Below are 22,580 nucleotides of genomic sequence, written 5' to 3'. Positions count from 1 at the left end.
AAGGACCGTACGCGGCAGGCCACGGCGGCGGCGACGATTGCTCGTCGCCTCCGCCGCTCCTCCTCGGATCCGACGCGGCCGCCGGTAACAGAGCGTGGGCAGGCGGTGCGCCGGAGTGAAATAGTAGCCCGCTCCCGTGCAAGTTGCACTACGCGCGGATCGACTCCACGTCGTCATAGGGGTGGGTCAGGTCCGGGTGCCGGTTGATCAGCGGAGCCGGGGACAGCGGTGCCACCGGAGCGCCCGCCACGCTGTCGTACAGGTGGGCGCGGGCCTTCTCGATCGCGATGTCGAAGAGCTCCTCGTCGTGCGAGGCCCGGCCGATGCTCTCCGCCATCACCCGCGACGCCGCCTCGGCGTACCGGCGGGCGTCGCGCAGGCCCTGCTCGTAACCGATCGCGGCCTCGTGCTCGGTCTGCCGGGCGCAGCGGGCCTCGGTGCGCTCGTACGCGTTGCCGTGCGAGGCGAACTTGAGCCCGACGGCGGCACAGTCCAGGGCGACCAGCAGCAGGGCGATGCCGATGTAGAAGGCGCCGATGCCCCAGAAGTCGGTGCTGATCAGGTACCACATGGCGTTGGTGCGGGCACCGAACCCGGCGTCGGCGCGGATCGCGTCGGCGTTGGCCGTACGCTGCTCGCTGATCTTGCGGGTGAGGTCCGTCTCCTCGGCGGCCCGCGAGTCCCGGGCGGCTTTCTGCGAGTCCTGGAGCTTCGCGGCCTGCACGTCCAGCGCGGCGGCCTGGTCGTCGAGCCCCCGGGACCGCTTGACGAGCGTGTCGCAGTAGCCGCCGTCCGGGCAGCCCGACTTGCGCGACACCCCGTCACCCTCGGAGTCGGCGATCGCCTGTTGGTAGAGCTTGCGGGCGTCACTGCGCTTCTCGGCGGCCCGCTTGTTGAGGGCCTGGACCGCGGCGTCCTCGGCGGCCGACTGCTTCTTCAGCTCGGAGAGCCGGGCGTCGTACGCGGCGATCGCCCCGCCGTTCTCGATCACGCTGATCTGCTCGTTGTGCACGTCGTTCAGCCGCGCGTCGATCTCGCCCTTGTAGCGGGCCAGCATGAGCGGCTCGGTGATGATCACGGCGAAGAGCAGGGCCAGGCACAGGCGGCCGGCGTACAGCCCGAAGGTGGGCTTGCGCAGCAGTTGCTTCGGATCCGGCGAGTCCAGGTTCTCGTAGTTGACCGCCACCCGGCCGACCACGGCACGGTCGTACGCGACCACGCCGGTAGCCACGAGCGGACCGACCAGCCACTGGTACCACGGATGCGTGTAGTTCGCGCTGGCGTCGACGAACGCGGCGCCGCCGACGGTCGCGTACACGAAATAGAGCACGATGAAGCAGCCGATGGCGCTGTAGAGGACCCGATCCGAGTACGTAGTGACGCTGTCCGGGTTCACGTTGGAGATCCGGAGGAACAAGCGACGCATGATGCGAGTCTCGCTCATGACAGCGACGCGCGCGGGCAAAACGGACGGATCGCCCGCAGGTCAGGAAAGGGTTCGCGGCTCCGTGATCGCGACCCGCACGATCACCGACGCGTGCACCGTCTGCACCTGGGGATCGACGTCGAGGTCCAGGTCGGCGGACTCCGTCCCGCCGAAGGCCAGCGAACGCATCATGCCGCCGCCACCGCCGGAGCCCTCGTCCGAGATCTCGACCAGGCGGTCCACCTCGGCGCCCACTGCCGCCGCGTACTCGCGGGCCCGCCCGAGCGCGTCGGCGATCGCCTCCCGGCGCACGTCCGCGCCGGCCCGGCTGCCCGGGCGCAACTGCCACCACGGGCCCGAGATCGCGGTCTGGTCGGCGTTCGCCAACCGCAGCAGCATCTCGCCGAGCGTGCCGAAGTCCGTCACGGTCACTGTGGTGCTGACGCTGCCCACGTACGCCGAGACCCGCTCGCCGCCGCGCTTGAGCTCGGGCCGCACCTGGACCCCGCTGGTCTCCCGCCGCTCGATCGCGTCGGCGTAGTCGTCGAGGGCCGTGCGCAGCTCGGCGGCGCGTTCGGCCAGCCGGTTCAGCGCGACCTGCCGGTCCTTGTCGCGCGCCGACACGGTGACGGTGAACAGGGCGATCTCCGGCGGCACCTCGCGGACGGCCTCACCGCGGACGACGACCATGGGTTGCTCGGCCATCCCCAGAACCTACCCAGAAACCATGAACCTCGCCGCCCTCGTGCCCGTCGTGCGGGAGACCGTACGACACGATGGGAGACCGGATCATGCGCAGAACCATCGCCTATCCGCTGGCGGCGCTCGGGGTCGTGGGAACGAGCCTGGCCGTCGCCGCACCCGCCCAGGCCCACGGGTACGTCGCGGACCCGCCGAGCCGCCAGGCTTTGTGCCAGCAAGGCGCCGTGCCGAACTGCGGGCCGATCCAGTACGAGCCGCAGAGCGTGGAGGGGCCCAAGGGCCTGCGCACCTGCGACGGCGGGCTGCCGCAGTTCGCCGCCCTGTCCGACGCCGGCCGGGGGTGGCCCGCCAAGGCCGTCGGCACCAGCGTCACGTTCATGTGGCACATGACCGCACGGCACCGCACCGCGAACTGGGAGTACTACATCGGCGGCAAGCAGGTCACCGCGGTGGACGGTCAGAACGCGCAGCCCGGCGAGATGGTCAGTCACACCGTGGACCTCAGCGGATTCAGCGGCCGGCAGACCGTGCTCGCGGTCTGGAACATCGGCGACACGCCCAACGCCTTCTACAGCTGCGTCGACCTCGACATCAACGGCACCGGCGGTCCGGCACCGGCGCCCGCGAAGCCGCGGGAGTCGTACTCGTGGGAAGTGCCGCCTCCCATCGCCCCGCCGCCGGTGGTGCACCAGCGGGCCGCGGACCAGTGGGCCCCGGGCGTCGACTACCGGCTCGGTGACCAGGTCAGTTACCACGGGGTCCGGTACACCTGCCGCCAGGCGCACTCGTCGCTGACGACCTGGGAACCGTCCATCAACACCCTCGCGCTCTGGCTGCCGCTGACCGACGGCTGATCAGCGCAACGGGATCCGGACCCCACGGGTACGGGCGGAGTCACGCAACACGATCGACGTCAACCGGGTGCCGCGGGGCACGTCGAACACCAGCGTGCCCCGTACCCGGGCCCCGGGGCCGATGCGTTCCAGGATGCTCGCGCGCCGGGAGACGTACATGGCGGCGCCGGCCTCGCTCGGGAAGGCCTCGCCGGTCGCGGCGTACGCGGTCTGGAAAGTGCCGTCCAGGGTTCCGGCGTGCGAGCCGATGTTCCGCACGGTGACCGCCACCATGCAGAACTCGCCGCGCGCCTTCTGGCCGAACTCGTCGCTGCCGACCCGGCGGGCGCCGCAGCGCATGCCGGTCACCGCGAACTGGAACGCACCGTCCGCGACGACCTCGTTGAAGCGCCCGGCGACCGCCTCCCGCCGCGTCGTAGCCGGGGCGGGGGCGAGCCCGAGGCCGGCCGAGACCGAGTTCGCGATCCGGCCGATGACGGCGAAGAGCCCGATCAAACCCATGATCATGAGTACGGCCAGAGCACCGGCGATCCACGGCCACAGCCGGCGGGGGTCGATCCGCTCGTACGCCATGGACGCGCTCCCCATGATCGGGTTCGGACGTGCAGCGTGGCCGGATCAACCACCCGAGGATCCGGCCACGCTACCTACCAAACTGGTGCTAATCACCCCACGTTGTGGCCCGAACGGTCACCCGCGGCCGCCCGGTCGGCGGCAGGCGGCTCCCGCTCGGACGCGGTCTCGTGCCATCGCGCGAACCATGTCTCACTGCCGCGCCGTATCACCGCCTTCGCCCGTTATGAACCGATGGTGAACCGACCACCCACCACCTACGGGAGCCGACCGTGACCGTCACCGAGAACCAGATAAAGGACCGCCTCAAGGCCGTCCTGGCCGGGACCTCCCCGGACACCGCGACCTCGGAGCATCCCCCGATAGTCCCGGGCGCGATGCACCCGAACCAGGCGCTGGGCGTGCTGACGCTGGCGCAGCGGACGGCGGAAGAGCACATCGCCATCGCCAACCGCCAGGCGGACAAGATCCGTACGGACGCGCAGGCGGCGGCCGAGAAGATCGCCGGCGACGCGGAGACCCACTCGCAGAACATCCGCCGCGAGGCCGACAAGGTGCTGGCGGAGGCGCGCGCCGCCGCGGAGAAGGCGGCCCGCGAGGCCCGGACGCAGGCCGAGGAGGCGCGGCGCAGCGCGAACCAGATCGTGTCCGAGGCGCGCGAGCAGGCGCAGGCGATCGCCAAGGACGCCCAGGAGCACGCGGAACAGCTCCGGGTCCAGGCCCAGCAGCGGTACGAGGACGCGGTGGGCAGCCTGGGCGCCAAGCGCGAGGTGCTGCAACAGCAGATCGAGTCGCTGGAGGAGTTCGACCGCGAGTACCGCTCCCGGCTGACCTCCTTCATGCAGGGCCAGCTGCGCGCCCTCTGGGTCGACGTACCGGTGGTCAGCGACGACCTGGAGGACCCCGAGCCGGAAGAAGAGCCCTCGGACGAGCCCGCCGCGTAGGGGCCCCACCGAACGGTCACTACCTCCTGGCCGTTCGACCGCGCCGCCAGAGCTGCCTAGAATACTCCCAAAGGGGATGATTCGGGCATGAGTAATGATCCAAATCGGCGTCGCCGGCGGACGACCGCGGCCATCCTGGCCGCCACGACCGTGGCGGCCACGGTCGCGGTCTCGTCGCAGCTGCACGCGGAAGCCACCACCACCACAGGCTTCACCGAGGTGGTTCGCTACACCTTCGACGAGCCCGCCGGGCCGAGCTTCCTGGACCTCGCGGGCGGCGACCAGCCGCTGAAGCCGGTCAGCAGCAAGGGCGGCGCCCTCACCGCGATCACCCGCGGCGACGGCGCGGCGCTGATGTTCCCGCCGCCGTGCCGCCACGAGCCGTGCCCCCGCGTCGCGCTCCGCGCCAAGAACGCGGCCGACCTCAACCCGGGCCGCCGGCCGATCCGGTACGGCGCCTCGGTGCTGCTCGCGGCCGACCAGACCACCAAGGGCGAGAACGTGGTCCAGAAGGGCTACTCCGCCTCCGGGAGCCAGTACAAGCTCCAGATCGACGGCAAGGCGGGCAAGCCCAGCTGCGCCATGGTGGACACGAGGGGTGCCGTCCACATCGCCCGGAGCACCATCACGGTCGCCGACAACACCTGGCACACCCTCGAATGCCGCCGCAAGGGAGCCTGGCTCGCCATCCGCGTCGACGGGCGGCGGCGCGGCAGCACCACGATCCCGGCCGACCTGTCGGTGACCAACAGCATCCCGCTGAGCATCGGCGGCAAGGGCGCGTACCGGGACAACGACCAGTTCCAGGGCACCCTCGACGACGTCTGGGTAGCGATCGCGTGACCGTCGTCCGCCTCGCGCTGGCCCTGACCGCCGCGGGGACCATCGGCGTCCCCGCGGCCGCCGTCCGGGCGGCGCCTCCGGACCCGGCCAAGATGGAGGCCGTCACGGAGATCAAGGAAGACGAGTGGCCCAGCAAGGTCGAGTACAAGGTCCGCCGCGGCGACCTTGTCCGCGCCCCGCTCGGCGTGATCAGCATGGACCACAAGCCGGTCCGCGGCCTCGTCGCCAAGCTCGACCTGGACGAGGACCTGGACTTCGCCCACCACTACCGGAACTGCTGGTACACGACCAACGCCGGACGGGACATCGCCTGGTGCGAGTTCCCGGACGTGCTCCCGGCCTTCAGCGGCCGGGCCATCACGACACCGGTCGCCGTCGCCGGTGTGGATGCGGAGCCGGGCAGCCGGCTGGGCATCGGGTTCCGCTGGCAGAGCAAGGGCTGGGCGGACGCGCGCGGCGGCCTGCGACCGGTCACCGCCTTCTTCGCGGGGCCGGGGGCGGCGGTGGTCCGCGGGACCTCGGGTGCGCTGACGGTGGAGAAGCTGGCCCTGCCGATCGCGGACATCCGGACCAACGGCAACTTCATCCGGGCGACCGTGACCAGCGAACCGCCCGTTTCCCCCTCGCCCTCGGCCACACCTTCCTCGCCGTCCGCCAGTCCTTCCTCACCGTCCCCCACTGTCTCCTCTCAGGCCCCCTCATCGGCGGGCAGCGGCGCGGGGCTGCCTGTCACGGGTTCGGGCACCGCGATGCTGGCCGCGGTCGGCGGGGCACTGCTTGCGTTCGGCCTGGTTCTTCGCCGTACCGCCCGCCGACGCGCCACCTGACTTCGGCGGGCGGCACTCAGGCGGGCGACCGATACCCTCGGCACCGATGCGCAGCAAAGAACAGCTCAGTGACGCCATCCGCGGTGAACGGCGGGCCGCCCTGGTGGTCAACGCCCACTCGCGCCGCGGCGGGCGGCTCTATGCGGACGCCCGGGAGCGGCTGCTGAGCGCTGGGTTCACGCTGCTCGCCGACCATCCCGTCGACCGACCCGGCGAGCTGGAGAAGTGCCTGACGTCCGCGGTCGAGCTGGGCCCGGACCTGCTGGTGGCGGGCGGCGGGGACGGCACGATCAGCACGGCGGCGAGGATGCTGGCCCATCGCGACATCGCGCTCGGGTTGCTGCCGATGGGCACGACGAACAACTTCGCTCGTACGGTGGGCGTACCGCTCGAGCTGGGCGAGGCCGTGACGACGCTCGTGGACGGCACGGTGATCGACGTCGACCTGGGCCTCGCGGGCGACATGGCGTTCACCAACCACGTCGGCGTCGGGCTCTCCGCGGACGTGATGATCAACGCGCCGCGGCGGCTGAAGCGGGTCACGGGGCGGCTCGCGTACCCGATCACGGCGCTCGCCCTGCTGACCCGGCACCGGGCGCTGAGGGCCCGGCTGCGCGCCGGCGGCCGGCAGCACGAATTCCTCACCCATCAGCTGTACGTCGCCAACGGCGGCTACCACGCGGGACGGCCCATCACCGGTGACGCGGACGCCGACGACCGGCTGCTGGTGGCGTACCCGGTGGGCGACGGAAGCCGGCGCGCGCTGCTGCGCGAGACGGCCCGGAATGCGGCGACCGGGCATCGCCGGACGCTGCGGGAGGAGCCGTTCCTCGCGGTGGGCGAACTGTGGCTGGAGACCGACCGGCCGGCGCGGGTCGAGGTCGACGGCGAACCGTGCGGGCAGACCCCGATCCGGATCCGCGTCGACCCCAACGCCCTGCGCATCATGGCCCCGGCCGGCACGGTGGACCGCTGATCTTCCTGGCGGTGGGCTCCCACCGCGGGACTGGCTCCCGCGGTGGAGCCCGACTCGATCAGACCGCGAAGTCCAGGTGGCCACGCAGCTTCGCGAGCGCCTTGGTGAGCAGCCGGGAGACGTGCATCTGCGAGATGCCGACCTGCTCGGCGATCTGCGACTGGGTCAGGTTGCCGTAGAAGCGCAGCGTGATGATCCGCTGCTCACGCTCGTCCAGCATCGCGAGAGCCGGCCCGAGGGCGATCCGCATCTCGGCCTCGGCGAAGGCGGTGTCCTCGCCGCCGAGAGTGTCACCCAGCTCGGTGCTGCCGTCGGCGTTCACCGGCGTCGACAGGCTCGTCGCGTTGTACGCGCGCGAACCCTCGAGCCCCTCGAGAACGTCTTCCTCGGTCACGCCCAGGTGCTCGGCGATGTCGGCGACCGTCGGCGAACGGCCCAGCGTGTGCGTGAGGTTGCTGTTCGCCGCGGTGATCGCGAGCCGCAGCTCCTGCAGGCGACGCGGGACCCGGATCGACCACGTACGGTCGCGGAAGTGGCGCTTGAGCTCACCGACGATGGTCGGGATGGCGAACCCGGCGAACTCGACGCCCCGGTCCAGCTCGAAGCGGTCCACCGCCTTGATCAGACCCATGACGGCCACCTGGATCAGGTCGTCGAGCGGCTCGCCGCGACCCGCGTAACGGTTCGCCAGGTGCCGAGCCAGCGGCATCCACGCTTCGATGGCACGGTCACGAGTCGTCGCCCGGGACGGGTGCCCGGCCGGGAGAGCGGCCAGCGCGGCGATCAACTCGCTCGCGCGGTCCGTCGTCGCCGAGACATCAGCAGCGAGGGGGGCGCTGTCGACAGGGGCGGCGAGAACGGTCATGGACGAGCTCCTTCGGTCCGGCCGCGGGGGCGGCCCTCTCTCATTCAGCACGACCTGCGGCGGGCTACAGCTCGTCGCAGGTCGGTGAGCGGTATGCCCACTTACCCGGCATGGTCAAACTCATCCGAACGGACGTAAGAAGATCGCCGAAAGTATGAGTCGGCCTCCTCATCAACAGGACGGCTCGTACGGCAGGTCCGGCACGTCGCGGGCCCACTGAGCGCGGGTGATCCGTTCCCCGCTCCCGGCACAGAGATCGCGGGCGTTGGCGTCGGCGTCCAGCTCCCAGACGTCCACCACCCCGTATTCGGTGGCGCTGGCCAGGGTGTGGTCATTGCCGGCGAACGCCAGGACGCCCTCGGAGCCGGCACCGATGTGCACGATGCCCTCGAGCTCCGCCCGGTCCCGGCCGACGGCATAAAAGCGCAGGGTCCGGTCCCGTCCCACGGTGGCGAGTCGACGCCCATCGCCGGACAGTGCCACCGAATCCACATCCCCGGTGTCGGTCAGCGTGGTCAGCCTGCGCAGCTCGTGGCCCTCGTCCCTGACCCGCCAGATCCGTACCGTGCCGGCCCGGTCAGCCGCCGCGAGCGTCCCACCGCCCACGGCGAAGGCCTGGAGCTGGTAACCGCCTACGCAGACCTGACGGCCCTGGTCGTCTTCCTGCTGCTTTCCCCCGCCGCAGAAGGCACCCAGATACGTCCCTCGCAGATTCAGTTCGGTGACGGAGCCCCCATGGATGGTGAAGCTGGAGACAGGAAGTCCCACTTCGGGTCGGGTGACGTCGAACAGCGACACGTTGCGCGCAGAGTCCCCCACAGCAACGACGTGCTCGTCCCGGAAGACGATGCTCAAGATCACGCACTCCTTGGGGACAGGACCGTCCGCGGGGCATATGTCCGGTGGCTGGGGGATCTGCCAGCTGCCGAGGATGGCCGGCGCGGCCGGGTCCCCGATGTCGATCGCCGTGAACCGCTTCCCGCCGTGTGCGGTGATCGTCCGTCCTGACGGGCTGAAGGCCAGCCCCGACAGCCCTTCGCCCACGGTCACCGATCCGAGCTTGCGAGGCGGATACGCGGACAGGTCCCAGAGGTCGATCCGGCTCTTGCCGGGCGGGTCGGCGGTGGCCGTGGCAAGCACGTTGCCGTGGGTGGCGATGCCTCCGCCAGGTATCGCGAAGGCGGCTCCCGGCTGACGGCCGTCCGCCAGGTGCCAGACGCGCAGGGTATTGCCGAGTGCTCCCTTGCCGTCCGAACCGGCATTGGCACTGTTGCTCAGAATCATGAGCTGACCGCCGTCCGGACTGAAGCGAACCACGAAGGTGTTCGCACCGTCGGTCTCGGGCAGCGAGAGGCTGCTGACGAACGCAGGCGGGTCCGTGGTGCGGGCGTTGTTCCAGATCACGACACTGTCGTCCTCCGTGACGACGGCGAGGTGGCCCCTGGCGCCGTACGCGACCTCGGTAATCGTGGCCCCGGGGTCCGGGAGGGACAGCGGTACCGGGTCGGCGAGGCTGCCGTCCTTGCCTACCGCCCAGCGCCGCGGCGCCTCCTCCCGGCCGGCGGTGAGCGCCCAGCCGCCCTCGGGCGCGTACGCGAACCCCTGCACCTTCGCCAGCGCCGCGACGGACGGGCGCACGGCGGGGCGGTGCGGGTCGGTCAGGTCGATGAACGTCGGGCCGCGGGTCACCTCGGACAGCACCAGCCGGCGGCCGCCCGGCTCGAACGCCAGTCGGTCGTACGAAAGCTCCTTCAGCAACGGCAGGGGCATCGCGGTGATCAGGGCCGGGGCATCCGGCCGGCTGACGTTCCAGAGCCGGAGTTCGTGGTCCCAGGCGATGGTCGCGGCGAGGCCCTGCTCACTGAAGGCCATCATGTCCACGACGTCACGATGCCCGCGCAGGCTCGCGAGTTCGCGGGGCGCGGCCGGGTCCGCGACGTCCCAGACGCGTACCTGCTTGCCGATGGCCACGGCCAGGCGCCGACCGGGACCGGGCACGAACCCGACCCGCATCGCGATCGTACGGCCGAGCGGGATCTCCCCGAGGACGGTCAGCCTACGGGTGTCGTAGAGCCGGACCACCCCGTCGCTCGGCGGATGGGTCTGCCCGCCCAGCTCGTATTCTTTGTTGCCGCTCTTCATGGTGGCGAGCACACGGCCGTCGGGGCTGTGCGCGGCGTCCTCCGCGTCGGTGTGGATCTCCTGAGGGATGGCCCGGCCGGTGGACAGGGCGCCTGCGACCTGCGGGGTGAGCCTGATGCCACGCGCCGCCGCGAGGAGTTGCCTCGCCAGGCCCGGCTGAGTGTCCGCGACCGTCTCCGCCTCGCTCACCAGCTGGTTGGCCAGGGCCGTGTCGCGCTGCCGTACGGCCTCGGCCCGGGCCAGATACGCCACCACCGCCAGCACGGACGCCACCACGGCCAGAACGGTGACCGTCGCGAGAGCTCCCACCGCTGTACGCAAGGTGCGCCGCCGCTGCCGAATGTGCTCGCCGACCAGGCTGTCCTTGTCCACCGCCTGGATCGGCGCGGCGAAGTCGGCGACGAGGTCGCCGATCCGCAGCCGGCGCTCCCCCGCAGGAGCCGCCGGCCGTAGCGGGCGCAGGTCGACCCAGCGTGGCGTCTCCCGGAGCGCGGCCAGCAGGGCGGGCGGCACGGCGTCGGTCGCGGCGGCGTCGATGTGCTTGCCGTCGACGGCGAGGTTCCCGTCGGTCAGCGCGATGAGCACCCGCTCGGCGCGGGGATCGCGGGTCAGCCAGATCGCCACCTCCTCCTGCACCCAGAGGGACCGGGCGGCGGCCGGAGACGCCATCAGGATCAGCCACCGGGAGGTACTCAGCGCGTATCGGATCTCGTCGGAGAGGCCGGGCACGGCCGCGAGGTCGGTCGCATCGCGAAAGACGCGCAGGGGCCGGCGTCGCGTACCCGGCGGCGTCGGCGGGAACGCCGGCCGATGCAGGTAGAAGGGCACGCCGAAGCGGCGGACCTCACGCTGCAGGGCCGCGGCGATCGCGCTGTCCTGAGCATGGCTGTACGAGATGAACGCGTGGTAGGAGTAGGCGGACGTCAGCTGCCCGGTCATCCGGCGGCATCCATCGCCCCAACAGACCACAAACCGGACGACGACGACAACAGATCGTCAGAACGCCGACACTCGCTGGTGGGGGTCAGTCTCCCCGGATGAGCCGGTACGAGCGCTGCAGATGGACGGCCCACACCGTGACGAACTCGCGGACGACGGCGACCCGGGTCGGCGGCTTCTCGTCGGCGGTCCAGGTGCTGATGACGACCATGCCCCAAGTCTGGTCGCCGGGGCTCGCAGACGGGTGGCCGCTCCGCAGCAGTTGGGTTGCGCGGCTTTCCGACGGCCGACGGCGACGAAGCGCGTGATCTACCGGCGGCGGCGGCTCAGCAGGACCGCGGCGAGGACAGCGCCGATCAGCAGGACCGCGCCCGCCGCGACGAAGAGCAGCGGCGGGATGCCGGGGCCGTCGTCGGTCGTGGACGGCGGGCGGGGGATCGCCACCGGGGCGTCCGTTCCCGTCCGCGGCGGCGTGCCGCTGGCCGTGGGCTGTGGTGCGGTCAGGGCTGCCATCAGGTCGAGCTGGCCCGCGCCGTAGAAGTCGTCGCGGCCTTTTGTGCCTCTGTCGATGGCGGTGCCCGTGAGGCGGGCCACGACCTGGGCCGCGGACAGGTCCGGGTGCTTGGCGCGGATCAGGGCCGCCGCCCCGGAGACGATGGCGGCCGAAGCGCTGCTGCCCTCGACGGTTATGTACCTGCCTTCGGGGGCGGGGGCCGGGATGTCGACGCCCGGGGCCGCCAGGTCGACCTGAGCGCCGTGGTTGGAGAATCCGGCGATCTTGTTGTTGCGCAGGAGGGCGCCGACCGTAAGGACCTCCGGATACGCGCTCGGGTACTCCTGTTCGTTGCCCTTCTTGCCTTCGTTGCCGGCGGCGCCGACAAGGACCACATCCGCGGCGGCAGCCTCGCGGAGTGCCGACTGGAGGGTCTCGGACGGCCGGGTCTCGAAGGACATGTTGATGACCTTGGCGCCCTGGGCCACGGCGTAGCGGATGCCCTGCGCCACGAAGTAGGAGTCGTTGACCGGGCGGATCGGCAGGATCTTGGCTTCCGGGGCGATGCCGAGGACGCCGTCGCCGTTGCCGTGGCCGCGTCCGGCGATGATGCCGGCGATCCCGGTGCCGTGCGCGAAGCCGTCCTCGTTGCCCGCCGGCTTGTTCTGTACGGTCTGCCGCCCGGGCAGCACGGCACCCTTCAGATCCGGGTGCCGTGCGTCGACGCCGGTGTCGAGCACCGCCACGACGATGCCGGATCCCTTCGTGATGCGCTGGGCCTCCGCGACGTCCATCGGATCCCAGTACCACTGTCCGTCCCGCATGGCGTCGGCGCGGGCCGGGGCAGCCGGGGCCAGCACCGCGAGCACGACGGCGAAGCAGGCGGCGAGGACGCGCCGGGCTGCGGTCACCCGCGCCAGCCGATCACGTTGGGGCCCGGGTCGTGGACGGCCTCGTACCGGGACGGGGCGATGACCGGATCGACGCCCTCCGCGACCTGCCACGGGTTGTCCGGGTCGTAGTCCTGGCCGCTGCCGTCGCCGGAGCGCCGGCCGCCGCGGGACGAGCCCGCCATGCCGACCGTGTTCGCACCGCGGGCCGTGCCCGCCGGCTCCTCAGGCAACCACGACGGGCGAGGCGGACGGACCTGCTTCCCCTCGCCGGCCGGCGCGACGGCACCGGCACGACTCATACCACCGCGACCGGAAACTCCCCCGGCCTGACCCGGAACGCTGCCGACGCGACCAGGAGCGCTGCCGGAACGTCCGGGAGCGCTGCCGGCACGACCGGGAACACCGCCGGAGCGGCCGGAGACGCCGCGACCGGCTGCACCGCCGATCGAGCCCGGGAAACCGCGGCCCGTGCCGCCGACCGTCTCACCGATGACCGCTCCCGAGGGCAGGGCACGCGAGGTGCCCGCGCCGGGACGGATGGGCCGCGGCGCACCGCGACCCAAGCCGCCGAGGCCGCCACCGCCCAAGCCGCCACCGCCGCCGCCGATCGGGCCTGGGGTGGGCAGAACACCGGGCGGCACGACGCCGCCACCGGGCAGGCCGCCGGTGCCCGGCAAACCGGGAGTGCCCGTCGGCGGGGCCACGGGCGGGGTCACGCCCGGCGGGGTGATGACCCCGGCCAGGCCCGGACCACTCGTGCCCGCGCCGGAACCCGTCCCCGGGGAGGTATCGACCGGCGAGGTGACCGGGCCGGCCACGCCATCCGGGATGGTCGGCTCGTGGCCCGGCAGCGGCGGCACCGGGTCGTGCGGCACCCGTACGCCGTCCGCGCCGGCGCTCCGGACCGATCCGCCGCCGCCCGAGCCCGTGGTGGGGGTCGGGTCGGGTTCGCCCGGCGGTTTGGGGTCGCCCCACCTGCGCTCCGGGGGCTCGAGCTTGTACGGCGCCGGCACCTTGAGGCGGGCGACGTTGTCCTGGACGATGCCCTCCGCCGTGATCATGTGGGCGCGGGCCTTCTCGTCGATGTCGTCCTCGGCGTTGTCCCACCAGGAGGGGACGAGGTCGTCGTTCTTCTCTTTGTAGTCCTCGTAGAGGGGCTGGATCGCGTTCTTCGCCTGGCGCAGCGCCTCGAGGATGTTGGCGAGACCGGTCGCGGTGTCGTCCGCGTCGGTGCGGGCCGTGTCCATGCGGGCGATGAGGGTGTCCAGCTCCTCGACGAAGGCGGCCGACGACTTGTTGTCCTCCGGCGGCCACGCGGCGACCAGGTCCTCTCGGGCCTTGAGCAGCAGGTTGCGCTGATCCTTGACCGAGCCGGAGATCTCTCCCCATGCGGCGACCTGCCGCCACGCCTCGGGATCGTCCTCGTCGGCGACCATCGCCCACAGGCGGGGTGTGTTGTACGACTGCCAGGCCGTGCACCAGCTGCTGGTCAACACTCCGTCGCTCATACCGCGGCCGCCTGTCCCCCGTGGCGGGGCGGGTTCTGCGCCTGCTCGACGGCGAGGCGGGCCGCGCGGGCCTCCTGCGCGGCGGCCCAGAGCGCCTGCTCGGCCTGCTCGGTGGTCTTGGCGGCGCGCGTGTCCGACGCGTCGAAGTCGGCCGCCACCTTCTCGGCGGCGGCGGCGAGCAGCTTGGCCGCGTTCACGTACTCCTGGAGATTCGCGGTCGACGCCGCCAGTCCCTCGGCGTATCGCACCTTCGCCGCGTGCACCGCGCCGCTCGCGTTCTTCTCACCGAAGCGCACGCCGTCGCCCAGCTGGATGCCGGCCCGCTCGGTGGCCGGCGCGAGAACACTGTCCGTGTCCACGTGCACATCGGTGGCGAACTTGGTGAGCCCGCCCGTCTCGACATTGATACCTGGATCGCCCACGACAGCCTCCCCGTGCAGCCTTTGCCGTCACAGCAACGCCATCGAGGGTAGCGACCACCGGCGATGCTCGATACCCCGCCCGGCGGCGGGACCCCGGCACCTTCAGGCGGCGAGCCGGGCGACCGCGGCCGCGACCCGCTCATCGGTGGCCGTCAGCGCGATCCGCACGTACTGCCCGGCGGCCGGCCCGTAGAACGCGCCGGGCGCCGCGAGGATGCCGCGTTCGGCGAGCCAGTCGACGGTCTTCCAGCAGTCCTCGCCGCGGGTGGACCAGAGGTAGAGGCCGGCGCCCGAGTGCTCGATCGTGAAGCCCGCCCCGGTCAGGGCCGTACGCAACGCGGTGCGGCGGGCCTCGTATCGGGTGCGCTGGTCGGCCACATGGGACTCGTCCTCGAGCGCGGCGATCATCGCCGCCTGGACCGGAGCGGGGACGATCATTCCGGCGTGCTTGCGGACCGCCAGCAGCTCGGCCACCAGGGCCGGGTCGCCGCCGACGAAGCCCGCCCGGTAGCCCGCGAGGTTGGAGCGCTTGGACAGCGAGTGCACGGCGAGCACGCCGGTGTAGTCGCCGGCGCAGACCTCGTCGGACAACACCGACACCGGGGTGTCGTCCCAGCCGAGTGTGAGGTAGCACTCGTCGCTGGCCACGACCACGCCGCGTTCCCGGGCCCAGTCGACCACTTTGCGCAGGTGGGCCGCCGGCAGCACGTTGCCGGTCGGGTTGGACGGCGAATTGATCCAGATCAGCTTCACCCGCCGGGGGCCGATCGCGGTCAGGGAGTCGCTGCGGACCACCTCGGCACCGGCCAGCTTCACCCCGACCTCGTACGTCGGGTAGCACACCTGCGGGATGACGACGACGTCACCGGGGCCGATGCCGAGCAGTGTGGGCAGCCACGCCACGAGTTCCTTGGAGCCGATCGTCGGCAGCACTCCCGGCGTACCGGAGGCGCCGCAGGCTCGAGACAGCCAGGCCGAGATCGCCGCACGCAGCGCCGGGCTTCCCGCGGTCAGCGGATAGCCCGGCGCGTCGGATGCGGCGGTCAGGGCGGCCCGGATCGGCGCCGCCACCGGGTCGACCGGCGTGCCGACCGAGAGGTCGACGATGCCGTCCGGGTGCGCGGCCGCGACCGACTTGGCCGGTTCGAGCAGGTCCCAGGGGAAGTCAGGCAGCGATGCCGAGACCACGGTCAGTGCGCATCCCCGCGCGGCGGCTGGGCCGCCACGAACGCCGTGTCCTTCTCGATCTTGCCGACCTTCGACGCGCCGCCGGGCGAGCCGAGGTCCTCGAAGAACTCGTAGTTGGCGTTCGTGTAGTCCTTCCACTGCTCCGGGACGTCGTCTTCGTAGAAGATCGCCTCGACCGGGCAGACCGGTTCGCAGGCCCCGCAGTCGACGCACTCATCGGGGTGGATGTAGAGCATCCGGTTGCCCTCATAGATGCAGTCGACCGGGCACTCCTCGATGCACGCCTTGTCGAGCACATCGACGCAGGGCTCAGCGATGATGTATGTCACGGTCTTTCCCTTCCAGAGTCACGCCGCTTCGGAGCGCGACGGTACGCGCAGAGCCTAGTATCTCGCCCACAGGAGGTGGGGTGTGCTCCGACGGCAGGATGTGGGACACCGGGTGGTGGTTCGCCGGATTGTCGGTGTTTCCCAGGATCGCCCACTTTTCACGGACGCGCTCGGCGAGCTCGTGGAACTGACGGAGACGGATCTCACTCTCGCCACCGCCAAGGGCACGCTCCGGGTTCCCCTGAAGGACGTCCACCGGGCGAAAAGGGTGCCCCCGGCACGCCGCCCGCCGGCCGCCGACGTGGTGGCCCTCGAGCTGGCGGCCAACGACGGGTGGCCGGCGCCGGTGCAGGCCCGGCTGGGCTCCTGGATCCTGCGCGCGGCCGACAACTGGACCGGGCGCGCCAACTCGGCCCTGGCGGTCGGCGACCCGGATCGCACCCTCGAGGAGGCGATCGACGCGGTCGAACAGTGGTACGCGGCCCGCGGCCAGCAGCCGTTGATCAACACACCGATGCCGCTCGCCGCCCCGGTCAACGCGGCGCTGGACGAGCGCGGCTGGACGGCCCGGCCCCTCACACTCGTGCAGACCGCGCGGGTGGCGGCGCTGCTTGAGGTCCTGCCGGCGCGCGCCGACCTGCCGACGGTCGAGCTCGCCGACTCCCCCACCGACGGCTGGTACGCGATGGTCGCCGAGCACAAGGGCACGCTGCCCCGGACGGCCATCCGGATTCTCACCGGCGTACCGGATGCGGTTTTCGCTCATGTTCGCGACGCCGACGGTGAGCTGCTCGCGGTGGCCCGGGGCGCAGTGAGCGGGCCCGACCGGTGGTTGGGCGTTTCGCTGTTGCAGACCGCTCCGGCAGCACGGCGGCAGGGCCTGGCCGCGCATGTTCTGCGGGCGGTGGCGCACTGGGCGGTGCAGCACGGGTCGGCGCGGGCCTACCTCCAAGTGGAGGAGCGCAACACCCCGGCGGTGACGCTGTACCAGAAAATGGGCTTTGCGACCCACCACACGTACCTGACCCGCGAGGCGCCCGTGGGTTGACGCCGGGTCGCGGGCGTAACTACCGTAAGCAGGACAAACGAAGATCGCGCCGCATGAACCGCTGCGGGAGAGCTCCCGGCCGCGCCCGGGGCGCCGAAGGAGCAACTCCTCCCCGGGAATCTCTCAGGCACAGATACCGCTCCGGTCAGGCGACTCTGGAAAGCCGGGACACCGATGTCCCGCACCCACGGTGCAAACCGTCGTCACGACGGTGAAGCTCTCAGGTCCCATGACAGAGCGGGGAGGCCGCCCCGAGCACAGGGAGCCTTTTCCGTGGCGATCAGCGCGTTCGACCTCTATTCGATCGGCATCGGCCCGTCGTCGTCACACACCGTCGGCCCGATGCGGGCCGCCAAGCTCTTCGCCGCCGGCCTGGCCGACCCGACCCTGATTTCCCGGGTACGCGCAGAGCTGTTCGGCTCCCTGGGCGCCACGGGTCGGGGCCACGGCTCGGACACTGCCGTCATGCTCGGCCTCTGCGGCGAGGACCCGGAGACGGTCGACACCACGCGGGTCGGGGAACGGGTCGCCGCCATGCGCGCCGAGGGGCGCCTGCTGCTGGCCGGCAAGCATCCGATCGCCTTCGACGCCGACGCCGACCTGGTGCTGAACCGCCGGGAGAGCCTGCCGTTCCACCCCAACGGCATGCGGTTGCGGGCCTTCGGCGCGGACGGCGAGCTGGTCGCCGAGCGCACCTTCTATTCCGTCGGCGGCGGTTTCGTGGTGGAGGACGGCGTCGTCGCCGATCGGGACGACGCGACGGCGGTGCCGTTCCCGTTCGCCTCCGGTGCGGAGCTGCTGGAGATCTGCCGCCGGGAGGGCCTGCCGATCTCCGCGGTCATGCTCGCCAACGAGCGGGCCTCGCGACCGGCCGCGGACGTACGGGACGGGCTGCTGCACATCTGGGACGTCATGCAGGGGTGCGTCGAGCGCGGGCTGCACGCCGAGGGGATCCTCCCGGGTGGTCTGCGCGTACGCCGCCGCGCCCCGGCGCTGTGGCGTGACCTGATCGCCCACTCGGACACCGACCCGTTGCACGTCATCGACTGGGTCAACCTCTACGCGCTGGCGGTGAACGAGGAGAACGCCGCGGGCGGGCGGGTCGTCACCGCCCCCACCAACGGTGCGGCCGGGATCATCCCGGCGGTGCTGCACTACTACACCCGGTTCGTTCCCGGCGCCGACGACGAGGGCGTGGTCCGCTTCCTGCTCACGGCGGCGGCTATCGGCGTACTCATCAAGGGCAACGCCTCCATCTCGGGCGCGGAGGTCGGCTGCCAGGGCGAGGTCGGGTCGGCCGCCGCCATGGCGGCGGGCGCGCTCTGCGAGGTGCTCGGGGGTACGCCGGAGCAGGCGGAGAACGCCGCGGAGATCGCGCTGGAGCACAACCTCGGCCTGACCTGCGACCCGGTCGGCGGGCTGGTACAGGTGCCGTGCATCGAGCGCAACGCGATCGCTAGCGTGAAGGCGATCAACGCGGCTCGGCTGGCCGGCAACGGCGACGGTACGCATCGGGTCAGCCTCGACACCGCGATCCGCACGATGCGTGACACCGGCCGCGACATGTCGACGAAGTACAAGGAGACCTCGCTCGGCGGCCTCGCCGTGACCGTGGTCGAGTGCTAGGACTGTACGGATAGTCGTACACTGGGCGGCATGGATGTCACCTTCGCCGGCGACGGGTCGGCCACCATCGTTCCCACCAGCGAAGAGGCCGCGGCCCTGGGCGAGGAGTTCGGCGAGCTGCTCACCTGGTTCGCCACCACCCTGACCGCCCTGAGCTATCTGCGCACCGGCGACACCGACGAGTTCGACCGCAAGACGTGGGCGCACATGCTCGCCACGGCCGAACGGCACCTCGGCGGCCGCCTCGACGGCATCCGCGACGCCCTGATCCGGGCCCACGCCACGGTCGGCGGCACCTACGGAGAGGTGGCCAAGGCGATGGCCGTCGCGCGATCCACCGCGCAATACCGGCGCGACAGGGTCACCGCGAGCGCACCGAGCGAGTGGGAGCGGTGGGCGGTCAGCGGCGCACGATCCGGCGGGGCTTAGTCGTCTTCGCGATGGTGAACGCCTTGAGCGACTTCGAACGGTAGTCGCGCCCGAGCGCCGTGGCGACCCAGTAGCCGAGGAGGGTGCCGACGATCGCGAAGCCGCCGTACAGCCAGACCTGGGAGAAGAAGTTGCCCGCGCCGCCGGAGAACGGGTAGTCGCCGCTCACGAACGGGCCGACCAGGATGGTGAGCAGCATCGCGCCGGCCGCCGCCGCGGCCAGCTCGGGCAGCCAGGTGCCGAGCCGGACCCGCTGGGCCCACCGGTAGGCGACCACCGCGAGCACCAGGCCGACCACCGCGAACATGACGATCGATACCTTGTTCTCCGCGGAATCGTTGTCGGGGAAGGCGAAGCGCGTCACCAGGCGCGCCACCACGTTGATCGCGAACAGCGCCGCGGCCAGCACCGCGATCGACACCCAACGCTGCTTCATGACGCCCTCCCGGACGGACTCACGGCTCCTCGCCGCAGACGAATCGTGGCTCGGGATCGTAGCGCCAAGTGAACTTCTTGCGCTCGACCTCTTTGCCATCCTTGCGGATGACGCGCCACGCATCCTGTGTGAAACCTGGGAGTCCGCTGCTGGTTATGCACTTCGGGCCGGGCTCGCGGTGGACCGTCGGCGGGGAGGTGAGGTTGCGGCGGGGGCTGCGTACCGTCTTGACGCTGTCATAGACCTTGGTGCTCCACATCGAGACCGTCACCGACCTGCTCGTGTACGAGGTGTCGATGAAGATGCCCCACGGCGTGGTGTTCCTGAACTTGAGATCGAGCGTCGGGTAGAAGATCGTCGACTCGATCACGGCCGGATAGCGCGAGAAGTAGAACGAGTGCGGCTTGTGCTCCACGTCCTCGAGCCCCGCGTAGTAGGCCGCGTTGAACAGCGTCGTCGTGAACTGCGATGCGCCGCCACCGACCCCGGGCTCCAGCTTGCCGCCGACGATCACCGGAGCGTCCTGGTAGCCGGCCGCGTAGTCGCGCTCGCCGGTGTGCCCGTTGAGGGAGAAGGTCTCGCCCGGCCGGACCACCGCGCCGTCCACGGCCCGGGCGATCGTCATGATGTTCTGGCTGCGCGGCGAGCTCGCGCCGCCGGTGAAGTAGGTGGTGAAGGTGGAGACCTTCTCCTTGATGCCGAGCCCGGCGATCTCGGCCTCGGCGACGGCCGGCTGCTGCTCGGTCGGGACGGCGTCGACCGCACGGGGTGCCGCGGCGGGCAGCACGGCCAGCAGGGCGGTGCCGAGCGCGGTCAGGTCGACCATGTCGCCGGGGGTGCCGGCCACGACCGTCGGCTTGCCCTTGACCAGCACGATGCGCGCGTCCGCCGGCTCCTTCTCGACCTTGGCGAACTCCTTGGCCGCGGCCGCGTGCAGCCGCTTGCCGTCGATCGCCGGGGTGAGCAGGCCGTCGTCGTCCGATCGGAAGACCAGCCCCGCGGCGATCGCCGCCGGCGAGAGGGTGAACGACTTGCCGGCGACCCGTACGGTCACCGGCGCCGCCACGGCCGGCACCGCCAGGTCCCGCACCATGGCGTCGACCTGCTCGCGGCTCGTCGCCGGCGGCCGCTCCACCAGCGGGACCCGGGCCGTGCCGCCGGTCAGCCAGGCCTTGCGGACCTCCCTCGCGGCGGCAGCCGGGTCGAGGCCGCGGCCCGTCGCCGGATAGGTGGGCTTCGGGGTGAGCCCCGCCCACGCGATGCCGGGCTTCTTGAGCGTGACCTTAGGGTCGAGCTGCTTGCGCAGGACCGTCTCGAGTTTCTCCTGATCGAGCTCGATCACCGGCGCGACGCTGCGCTCGCCGAGCAACGACAGGTCGCCCTTGATGGCCCGGCCCACGGTGAGGTCGACGTTCAGCTTCAACGCGATGTCGGCGGCCTCGACCCGCAGGGCCTGACCGTCCAGGTCGACCGCGACGGGGTCGCCGGTGCGCGGGCCGAGGGTCTCGGTGAGCCTGCGCTCCGCCTCGGTGCGGGACAGGCCGCCCAGGTCGACGCCGAGGACCCGGGTGCCCCGGGGGACGTCACCGCCGTACGCCCAGGCCGCCACCCCGGCCGCGGCGATCAGCGCTGCGGCGACCGTACCCACGACGACGATCCGCCCGCGGTTGACCGACCGGGACTCCCCGGCGTCGACGGCGGCCGGCGCTTCGGAGACAGCGGTCACGGCTGGGTCACCGCCGGCCTCAGAATCGCCCGGTACGTGTAGACCGCGAACGTCAGGCTCCCGACCAGGATCATCACCAGGGCCACCCAGTCCTTGCCGCTGACCAGGTAGTCCCCCTCGGTGGTGCGGCCGCCGGCGGCGAAGAACATGAACGCGGTCCACAGGCCCCAGGGCGGAGCCAGAGCCCAGCGCCGCCCCACCGTCGTGACGGCGAACCACGAGATCGCATAGTTGGCGACCGCGGCGACCAGGATCGCCACGCCGATCGGCGTACCGCCGATGCGCAACGGCGTCAGGAAGAGCTCGAGCAGCGCGGAGACAACCGTCGCGAGCAGCGAGATCACCACGCCCGCGGTCCTGATCACGCGCTCGAGGCCGGCCCGCGGCGGCTGCGGCTCCTCGGTGGGCGGCGCGGACGCCGGTGCCTCCAGCGTCATCGCCCCGCCACGTTGCTGAACAGGTCGCTCTCCCACTTGTGCGGGCCGGTCACCTCGCCGCGCTCACCCTTGGCGAGCGTGAAGTACTCGACGCCCATGAACTCGCCGCCGAAGTCGCCGGCGATGCCGTACAGCCAGGAATTGTCGGGGATCTGGGTGGCGTGCGCGCGCATCGCGGCGACCTTCTGCTCGTAGAAGTCGGTGCCGTCGATGCGGGCGGCGATCTCGTCGTCGGGGTGGCCGAACGGCAGGTCGTCGACGTTCTCCACCTCGGCGAACGGGTTGTCGTCCAGCGCCTTGAACGCCTCCATGCCGCCCTCGAGCACGCTGCGGGGCATGGCGGTCCAGTAGATCTTCTCGGGCCCGAACCCCTCGGCCTCGGCGAGCTCCGCGGCCCGCATCGCGACCCGGTGCGCCTGGATGTGGTCCGGATGGCCGTAGAAGCCGTTGTCGTCGTACGTGATGAGCACCTGGGGGCGTACCTCCCGCAGGATCTCCAGGCAGTGCGCCGCGGCCTCGTCGAGGTCGGCCTGCCAGAAGGCCCGGGGATGGTTGTTGGTCTCCAGACCCATCATCCCGGAGTCGCGGTAGCGTCCCGCGCCGCCCAGGAAGCGCTGGTCGGTGACGCCGAGCGCGGCACAGGCGCGCCGCAGCTCGCCGATGCGCCAGCCGCCGAGCTGGTCCGCCTGGCGCGCCTCGAGCTGCGCCAGCTCCGGCACGTGGATCTCGCCCTCCTCGCCCAGCGTGCACGTCACCAGCGTCACGTGGGCGCCCTCGGTGACGTAGCGGGCCATGGTCGCGCCGGTGCCGGTGACCTCGTCGTCCGGGTGGGCATGCACCAGCATGAGGCGGCGTTCGGGCAGGGTGTCGGTCACCCGCGCCACTTTACGCGCGCCCTGTCCCGCCGCTTCGTCTGCTGTTTGGCCCCCGCGGGTGGTGTCCGATCAGCGATGC

Annotated in this window: 23 protein-coding genes and 1 riboswitch; of the genes, 8 read left to right on the top strand and 15 right to left on the bottom strand. The window is 71.6% G+C overall.

Annotated elements, in window-relative coordinates:
- Nucleotides 1-148: 148 nt before the first annotated feature.
- Together AB0368_RS28495 and AB0368_RS28490 are read right to left on the bottom strand one after the other, a co-directional pair.
- Nucleotides 149-1,426 carry a DUF4407 domain-containing protein gene (locus AB0368_RS28495; protein ID WP_366157060.1) on the bottom strand — a complete coding sequence of 426 codons (1,278 nt, stop codon included), beginning with the start codon at nucleotides 1,424-1,426 and terminating at the stop codon, nucleotides 149-151.
- A gap of 60 nt (nucleotides 1,427-1,486) precedes the next feature.
- Nucleotides 1,487-2,131 (bottom strand): SIMPL domain-containing protein, encoded by a 645-nt coding sequence (locus AB0368_RS28490; protein WP_366157059.1) that lies wholly within the window; start codon nucleotides 2,129-2,131, stop codon nucleotides 1,487-1,489.
- An 86-nt stretch (nucleotides 2,132-2,217) separates the two neighbouring features.
- Between AB0368_RS28490 and AB0368_RS28485 the strand changes: the two genes are divergently transcribed.
- The gene (locus AB0368_RS28485) at nucleotides 2,218-2,982 is read left to right on the top strand and encodes a lytic polysaccharide monooxygenase (RefSeq protein WP_366157058.1); all 765 of its coding nucleotides are present in this window, start codon (nucleotides 2,218-2,220) and stop codon (nucleotides 2,980-2,982) included.
- Here the strand turns inward: AB0368_RS28485 and AB0368_RS28480 are convergent, their stop codons facing one another.
- Nucleotides 2,983-3,555 (bottom strand): DUF4352 domain-containing protein, encoded by a 573-nt coding sequence (locus tag AB0368_RS28480; RefSeq protein WP_366157057.1) that lies wholly within the window; start codon nucleotides 3,553-3,555, stop codon nucleotides 2,983-2,985.
- 272 nt (nucleotides 3,556-3,827) lie between these two features.
- Between AB0368_RS28480 and AB0368_RS28475 the strand changes: the two genes are divergently transcribed.
- From AB0368_RS28475 to AB0368_RS28460, 4 genes are all read left to right on the top strand, one after another.
- Nucleotides 3,828-4,499 (top strand): hypothetical protein, encoded by a 672-nt coding sequence (locus AB0368_RS28475; RefSeq protein WP_366157056.1) that lies wholly within the window; start codon nucleotides 3,828-3,830, stop codon nucleotides 4,497-4,499.
- 87 nt (nucleotides 4,500-4,586) lie between these two features.
- On the top strand, nucleotides 4,587-5,342 hold the full coding sequence (locus tag AB0368_RS28470) for a LamG-like jellyroll fold domain-containing protein (protein ID WP_366157055.1): 756 nt from the start codon (nucleotides 4,587-4,589) through the stop codon (nucleotides 5,340-5,342).
- Nucleotides 5,339-6,169, top strand: a complete 831-nt coding sequence (locus tag AB0368_RS28465; RefSeq protein ID WP_366157054.1) for an LPXTG cell wall anchor domain-containing protein — start codon at nucleotides 5,339-5,341, stop codon at nucleotides 6,167-6,169. Before AB0368_RS28470 ends, AB0368_RS28465 begins: the two co-directional genes overlap by 4 nt.
- A 46-nt stretch (nucleotides 6,170-6,215) precedes the next feature.
- Entirely contained in the window at nucleotides 6,216-7,145 is a 930-nt protein-coding gene (locus tag AB0368_RS28460) for a diacylglycerol kinase family protein (RefSeq protein WP_366157053.1), read from the top strand.
- 58 nt (nucleotides 7,146-7,203) lie between these two features.
- Here AB0368_RS28460 and AB0368_RS28455 read toward each other — a convergent pair whose 3' ends face one another.
- From AB0368_RS28455 to fdxA, 8 genes are all read right to left on the bottom strand, one after another.
- Nucleotides 7,204-8,010: an RNA polymerase sigma factor SigF gene (locus AB0368_RS28455; RefSeq protein WP_366157052.1), complete on the bottom strand. Its 807-nt coding sequence runs from the start codon at nucleotides 8,008-8,010 to the stop codon at nucleotides 7,204-7,206.
- A 171-nt stretch (nucleotides 8,011-8,181) separates the two neighbouring features.
- Nucleotides 8,182-11,091 (bottom strand): hypothetical protein, encoded by a 2,910-nt coding sequence (locus AB0368_RS28450; protein ID WP_366157051.1) that lies wholly within the window; start codon nucleotides 11,089-11,091, stop codon nucleotides 8,182-8,184.
- 85 nt (nucleotides 11,092-11,176) lie between these two features.
- On the bottom strand, nucleotides 11,177-11,302 hold the full coding sequence (locus AB0368_RS28445; RefSeq protein WP_366157050.1) for a hypothetical protein: 126 nt from the start codon (nucleotides 11,300-11,302) through the stop codon (nucleotides 11,177-11,179).
- 98 nt (nucleotides 11,303-11,400) lie between these two features.
- Nucleotides 11,401-12,495: a type VII secretion-associated serine protease mycosin gene (gene mycP / locus AB0368_RS28440; protein ID WP_366157049.1), complete on the bottom strand. Its 1,095-nt coding sequence runs from the start codon at nucleotides 12,493-12,495 to the stop codon at nucleotides 11,401-11,403.
- The gene (locus AB0368_RS28435) at nucleotides 12,492-13,985 is read right to left on the bottom strand and encodes a hypothetical protein (RefSeq protein WP_366157048.1); all 1,494 of its coding nucleotides are present in this window, start codon (nucleotides 13,983-13,985) and stop codon (nucleotides 12,492-12,494) included. Before AB0368_RS28435 ends, mycP begins: the two co-directional genes overlap by 4 nt.
- Entirely contained in the window at nucleotides 13,982-14,407 is a 426-nt protein-coding gene (locus AB0368_RS28430) for a hypothetical protein (protein ID WP_366157047.1), read from the bottom strand. The genes AB0368_RS28435 and AB0368_RS28430 overlap by 4 nt, the downstream gene beginning before the upstream one ends.
- A 102-nt stretch (nucleotides 14,408-14,509) precedes the next feature.
- Entirely contained in the window at nucleotides 14,510-15,601 is a 1,092-nt protein-coding gene (gene dapC / locus AB0368_RS28425) for a succinyldiaminopimelate transaminase (protein WP_366157155.1), read from the bottom strand.
- Entirely contained in the window at nucleotides 15,598-15,924 is a 327-nt protein-coding gene (gene fdxA, locus AB0368_RS28420; protein ID WP_366157046.1) for a ferredoxin, read from the bottom strand. The genes dapC and fdxA overlap by 4 nt, the downstream gene beginning before the upstream one ends.
- An 82-nt stretch (nucleotides 15,925-16,006) precedes the next feature.
- Between fdxA and AB0368_RS28415 the strand changes: the two genes are divergently transcribed.
- The 3 genes from AB0368_RS28415 to AB0368_RS28405 all read left to right on the top strand — a co-directional run bounded on the left by AB0368_RS28415 (nucleotide 16,007) and on the right by AB0368_RS28405 (nucleotide 19,027).
- Entirely contained in the window at nucleotides 16,007-16,972 is a 966-nt protein-coding gene (locus AB0368_RS28415) for a GNAT family N-acetyltransferase (protein WP_366157045.1), read from the top strand.
- A 54-nt stretch (nucleotides 16,973-17,026) separates the two neighbouring features.
- Nucleotides 17,027-17,121: riboswitch (glycine riboswitch) on the top strand.
- A 124-nt stretch (nucleotides 17,122-17,245) separates the two neighbouring features.
- Complete coding sequence (locus tag AB0368_RS28410; protein ID WP_366157044.1) at nucleotides 17,246-18,598, top strand: L-serine ammonia-lyase; 1,353 nt, start codon at nucleotides 17,246-17,248, stop codon at nucleotides 18,596-18,598.
- 30 nt (nucleotides 18,599-18,628) lie between these two features.
- Entirely contained in the window at nucleotides 18,629-19,027 is a 399-nt protein-coding gene (locus AB0368_RS28405; RefSeq protein ID WP_366157043.1) for a hypothetical protein, read from the top strand.
- Here the strand turns inward: AB0368_RS28405 and AB0368_RS28400 are convergent.
- Genes AB0368_RS28400 through mshB form a run of 4 tightly spaced genes read right to left on the bottom strand, consistent with a single transcriptional unit; the run spans nucleotide 18,999 to nucleotide 22,501 of the window.
- Complete coding sequence (locus tag AB0368_RS28400) at nucleotides 18,999-19,463, bottom strand: hypothetical protein (RefSeq protein ID WP_366157042.1); 465 nt, start codon at nucleotides 19,461-19,463, stop codon at nucleotides 18,999-19,001. The two genes, AB0368_RS28405 and AB0368_RS28400, sit on opposite strands and share 29 nt — an antisense overlap.
- Before the next feature lie 19 nt (nucleotides 19,464-19,482).
- Nucleotides 19,483-21,189 carry a VanW family protein gene (locus AB0368_RS28395; protein ID WP_366157041.1) on the bottom strand — a complete coding sequence of 569 codons (1,707 nt, stop codon included), beginning with the start codon at nucleotides 21,187-21,189 and terminating at the stop codon, nucleotides 19,483-19,485.
- Nucleotides 21,186-21,626 carry a hypothetical protein gene (locus tag AB0368_RS28390; RefSeq protein WP_366157040.1) on the bottom strand — a complete coding sequence of 147 codons (441 nt, stop codon included), beginning with the start codon at nucleotides 21,624-21,626 and terminating at the stop codon, nucleotides 21,186-21,188. The genes AB0368_RS28395 and AB0368_RS28390 overlap by 4 nt, the downstream gene beginning before the upstream one ends.
- Entirely contained in the window at nucleotides 21,623-22,501 is an 879-nt protein-coding gene (gene mshB / locus AB0368_RS28385) for an N-acetyl-1-D-myo-inositol-2-amino-2-deoxy-alpha-D-glucopyranoside deacetylase (RefSeq protein ID WP_366157039.1), read from the bottom strand. Before mshB ends, AB0368_RS28390 begins: the two co-directional genes overlap by 4 nt.
- Nucleotides 22,502-22,580 lie beyond the last annotated feature (79 nt).

The sequence above is a fragment of the Actinoplanes sp. NPDC051475 genome (genome assembly GCF_040689425.1).
GTDB lineage: Bacteria > Actinomycetota > Actinomycetes > Mycobacteriales > Micromonosporaceae > Actinoplanes.
This window is presented reverse-complemented; position numbering and strand designations above follow the sequence as displayed.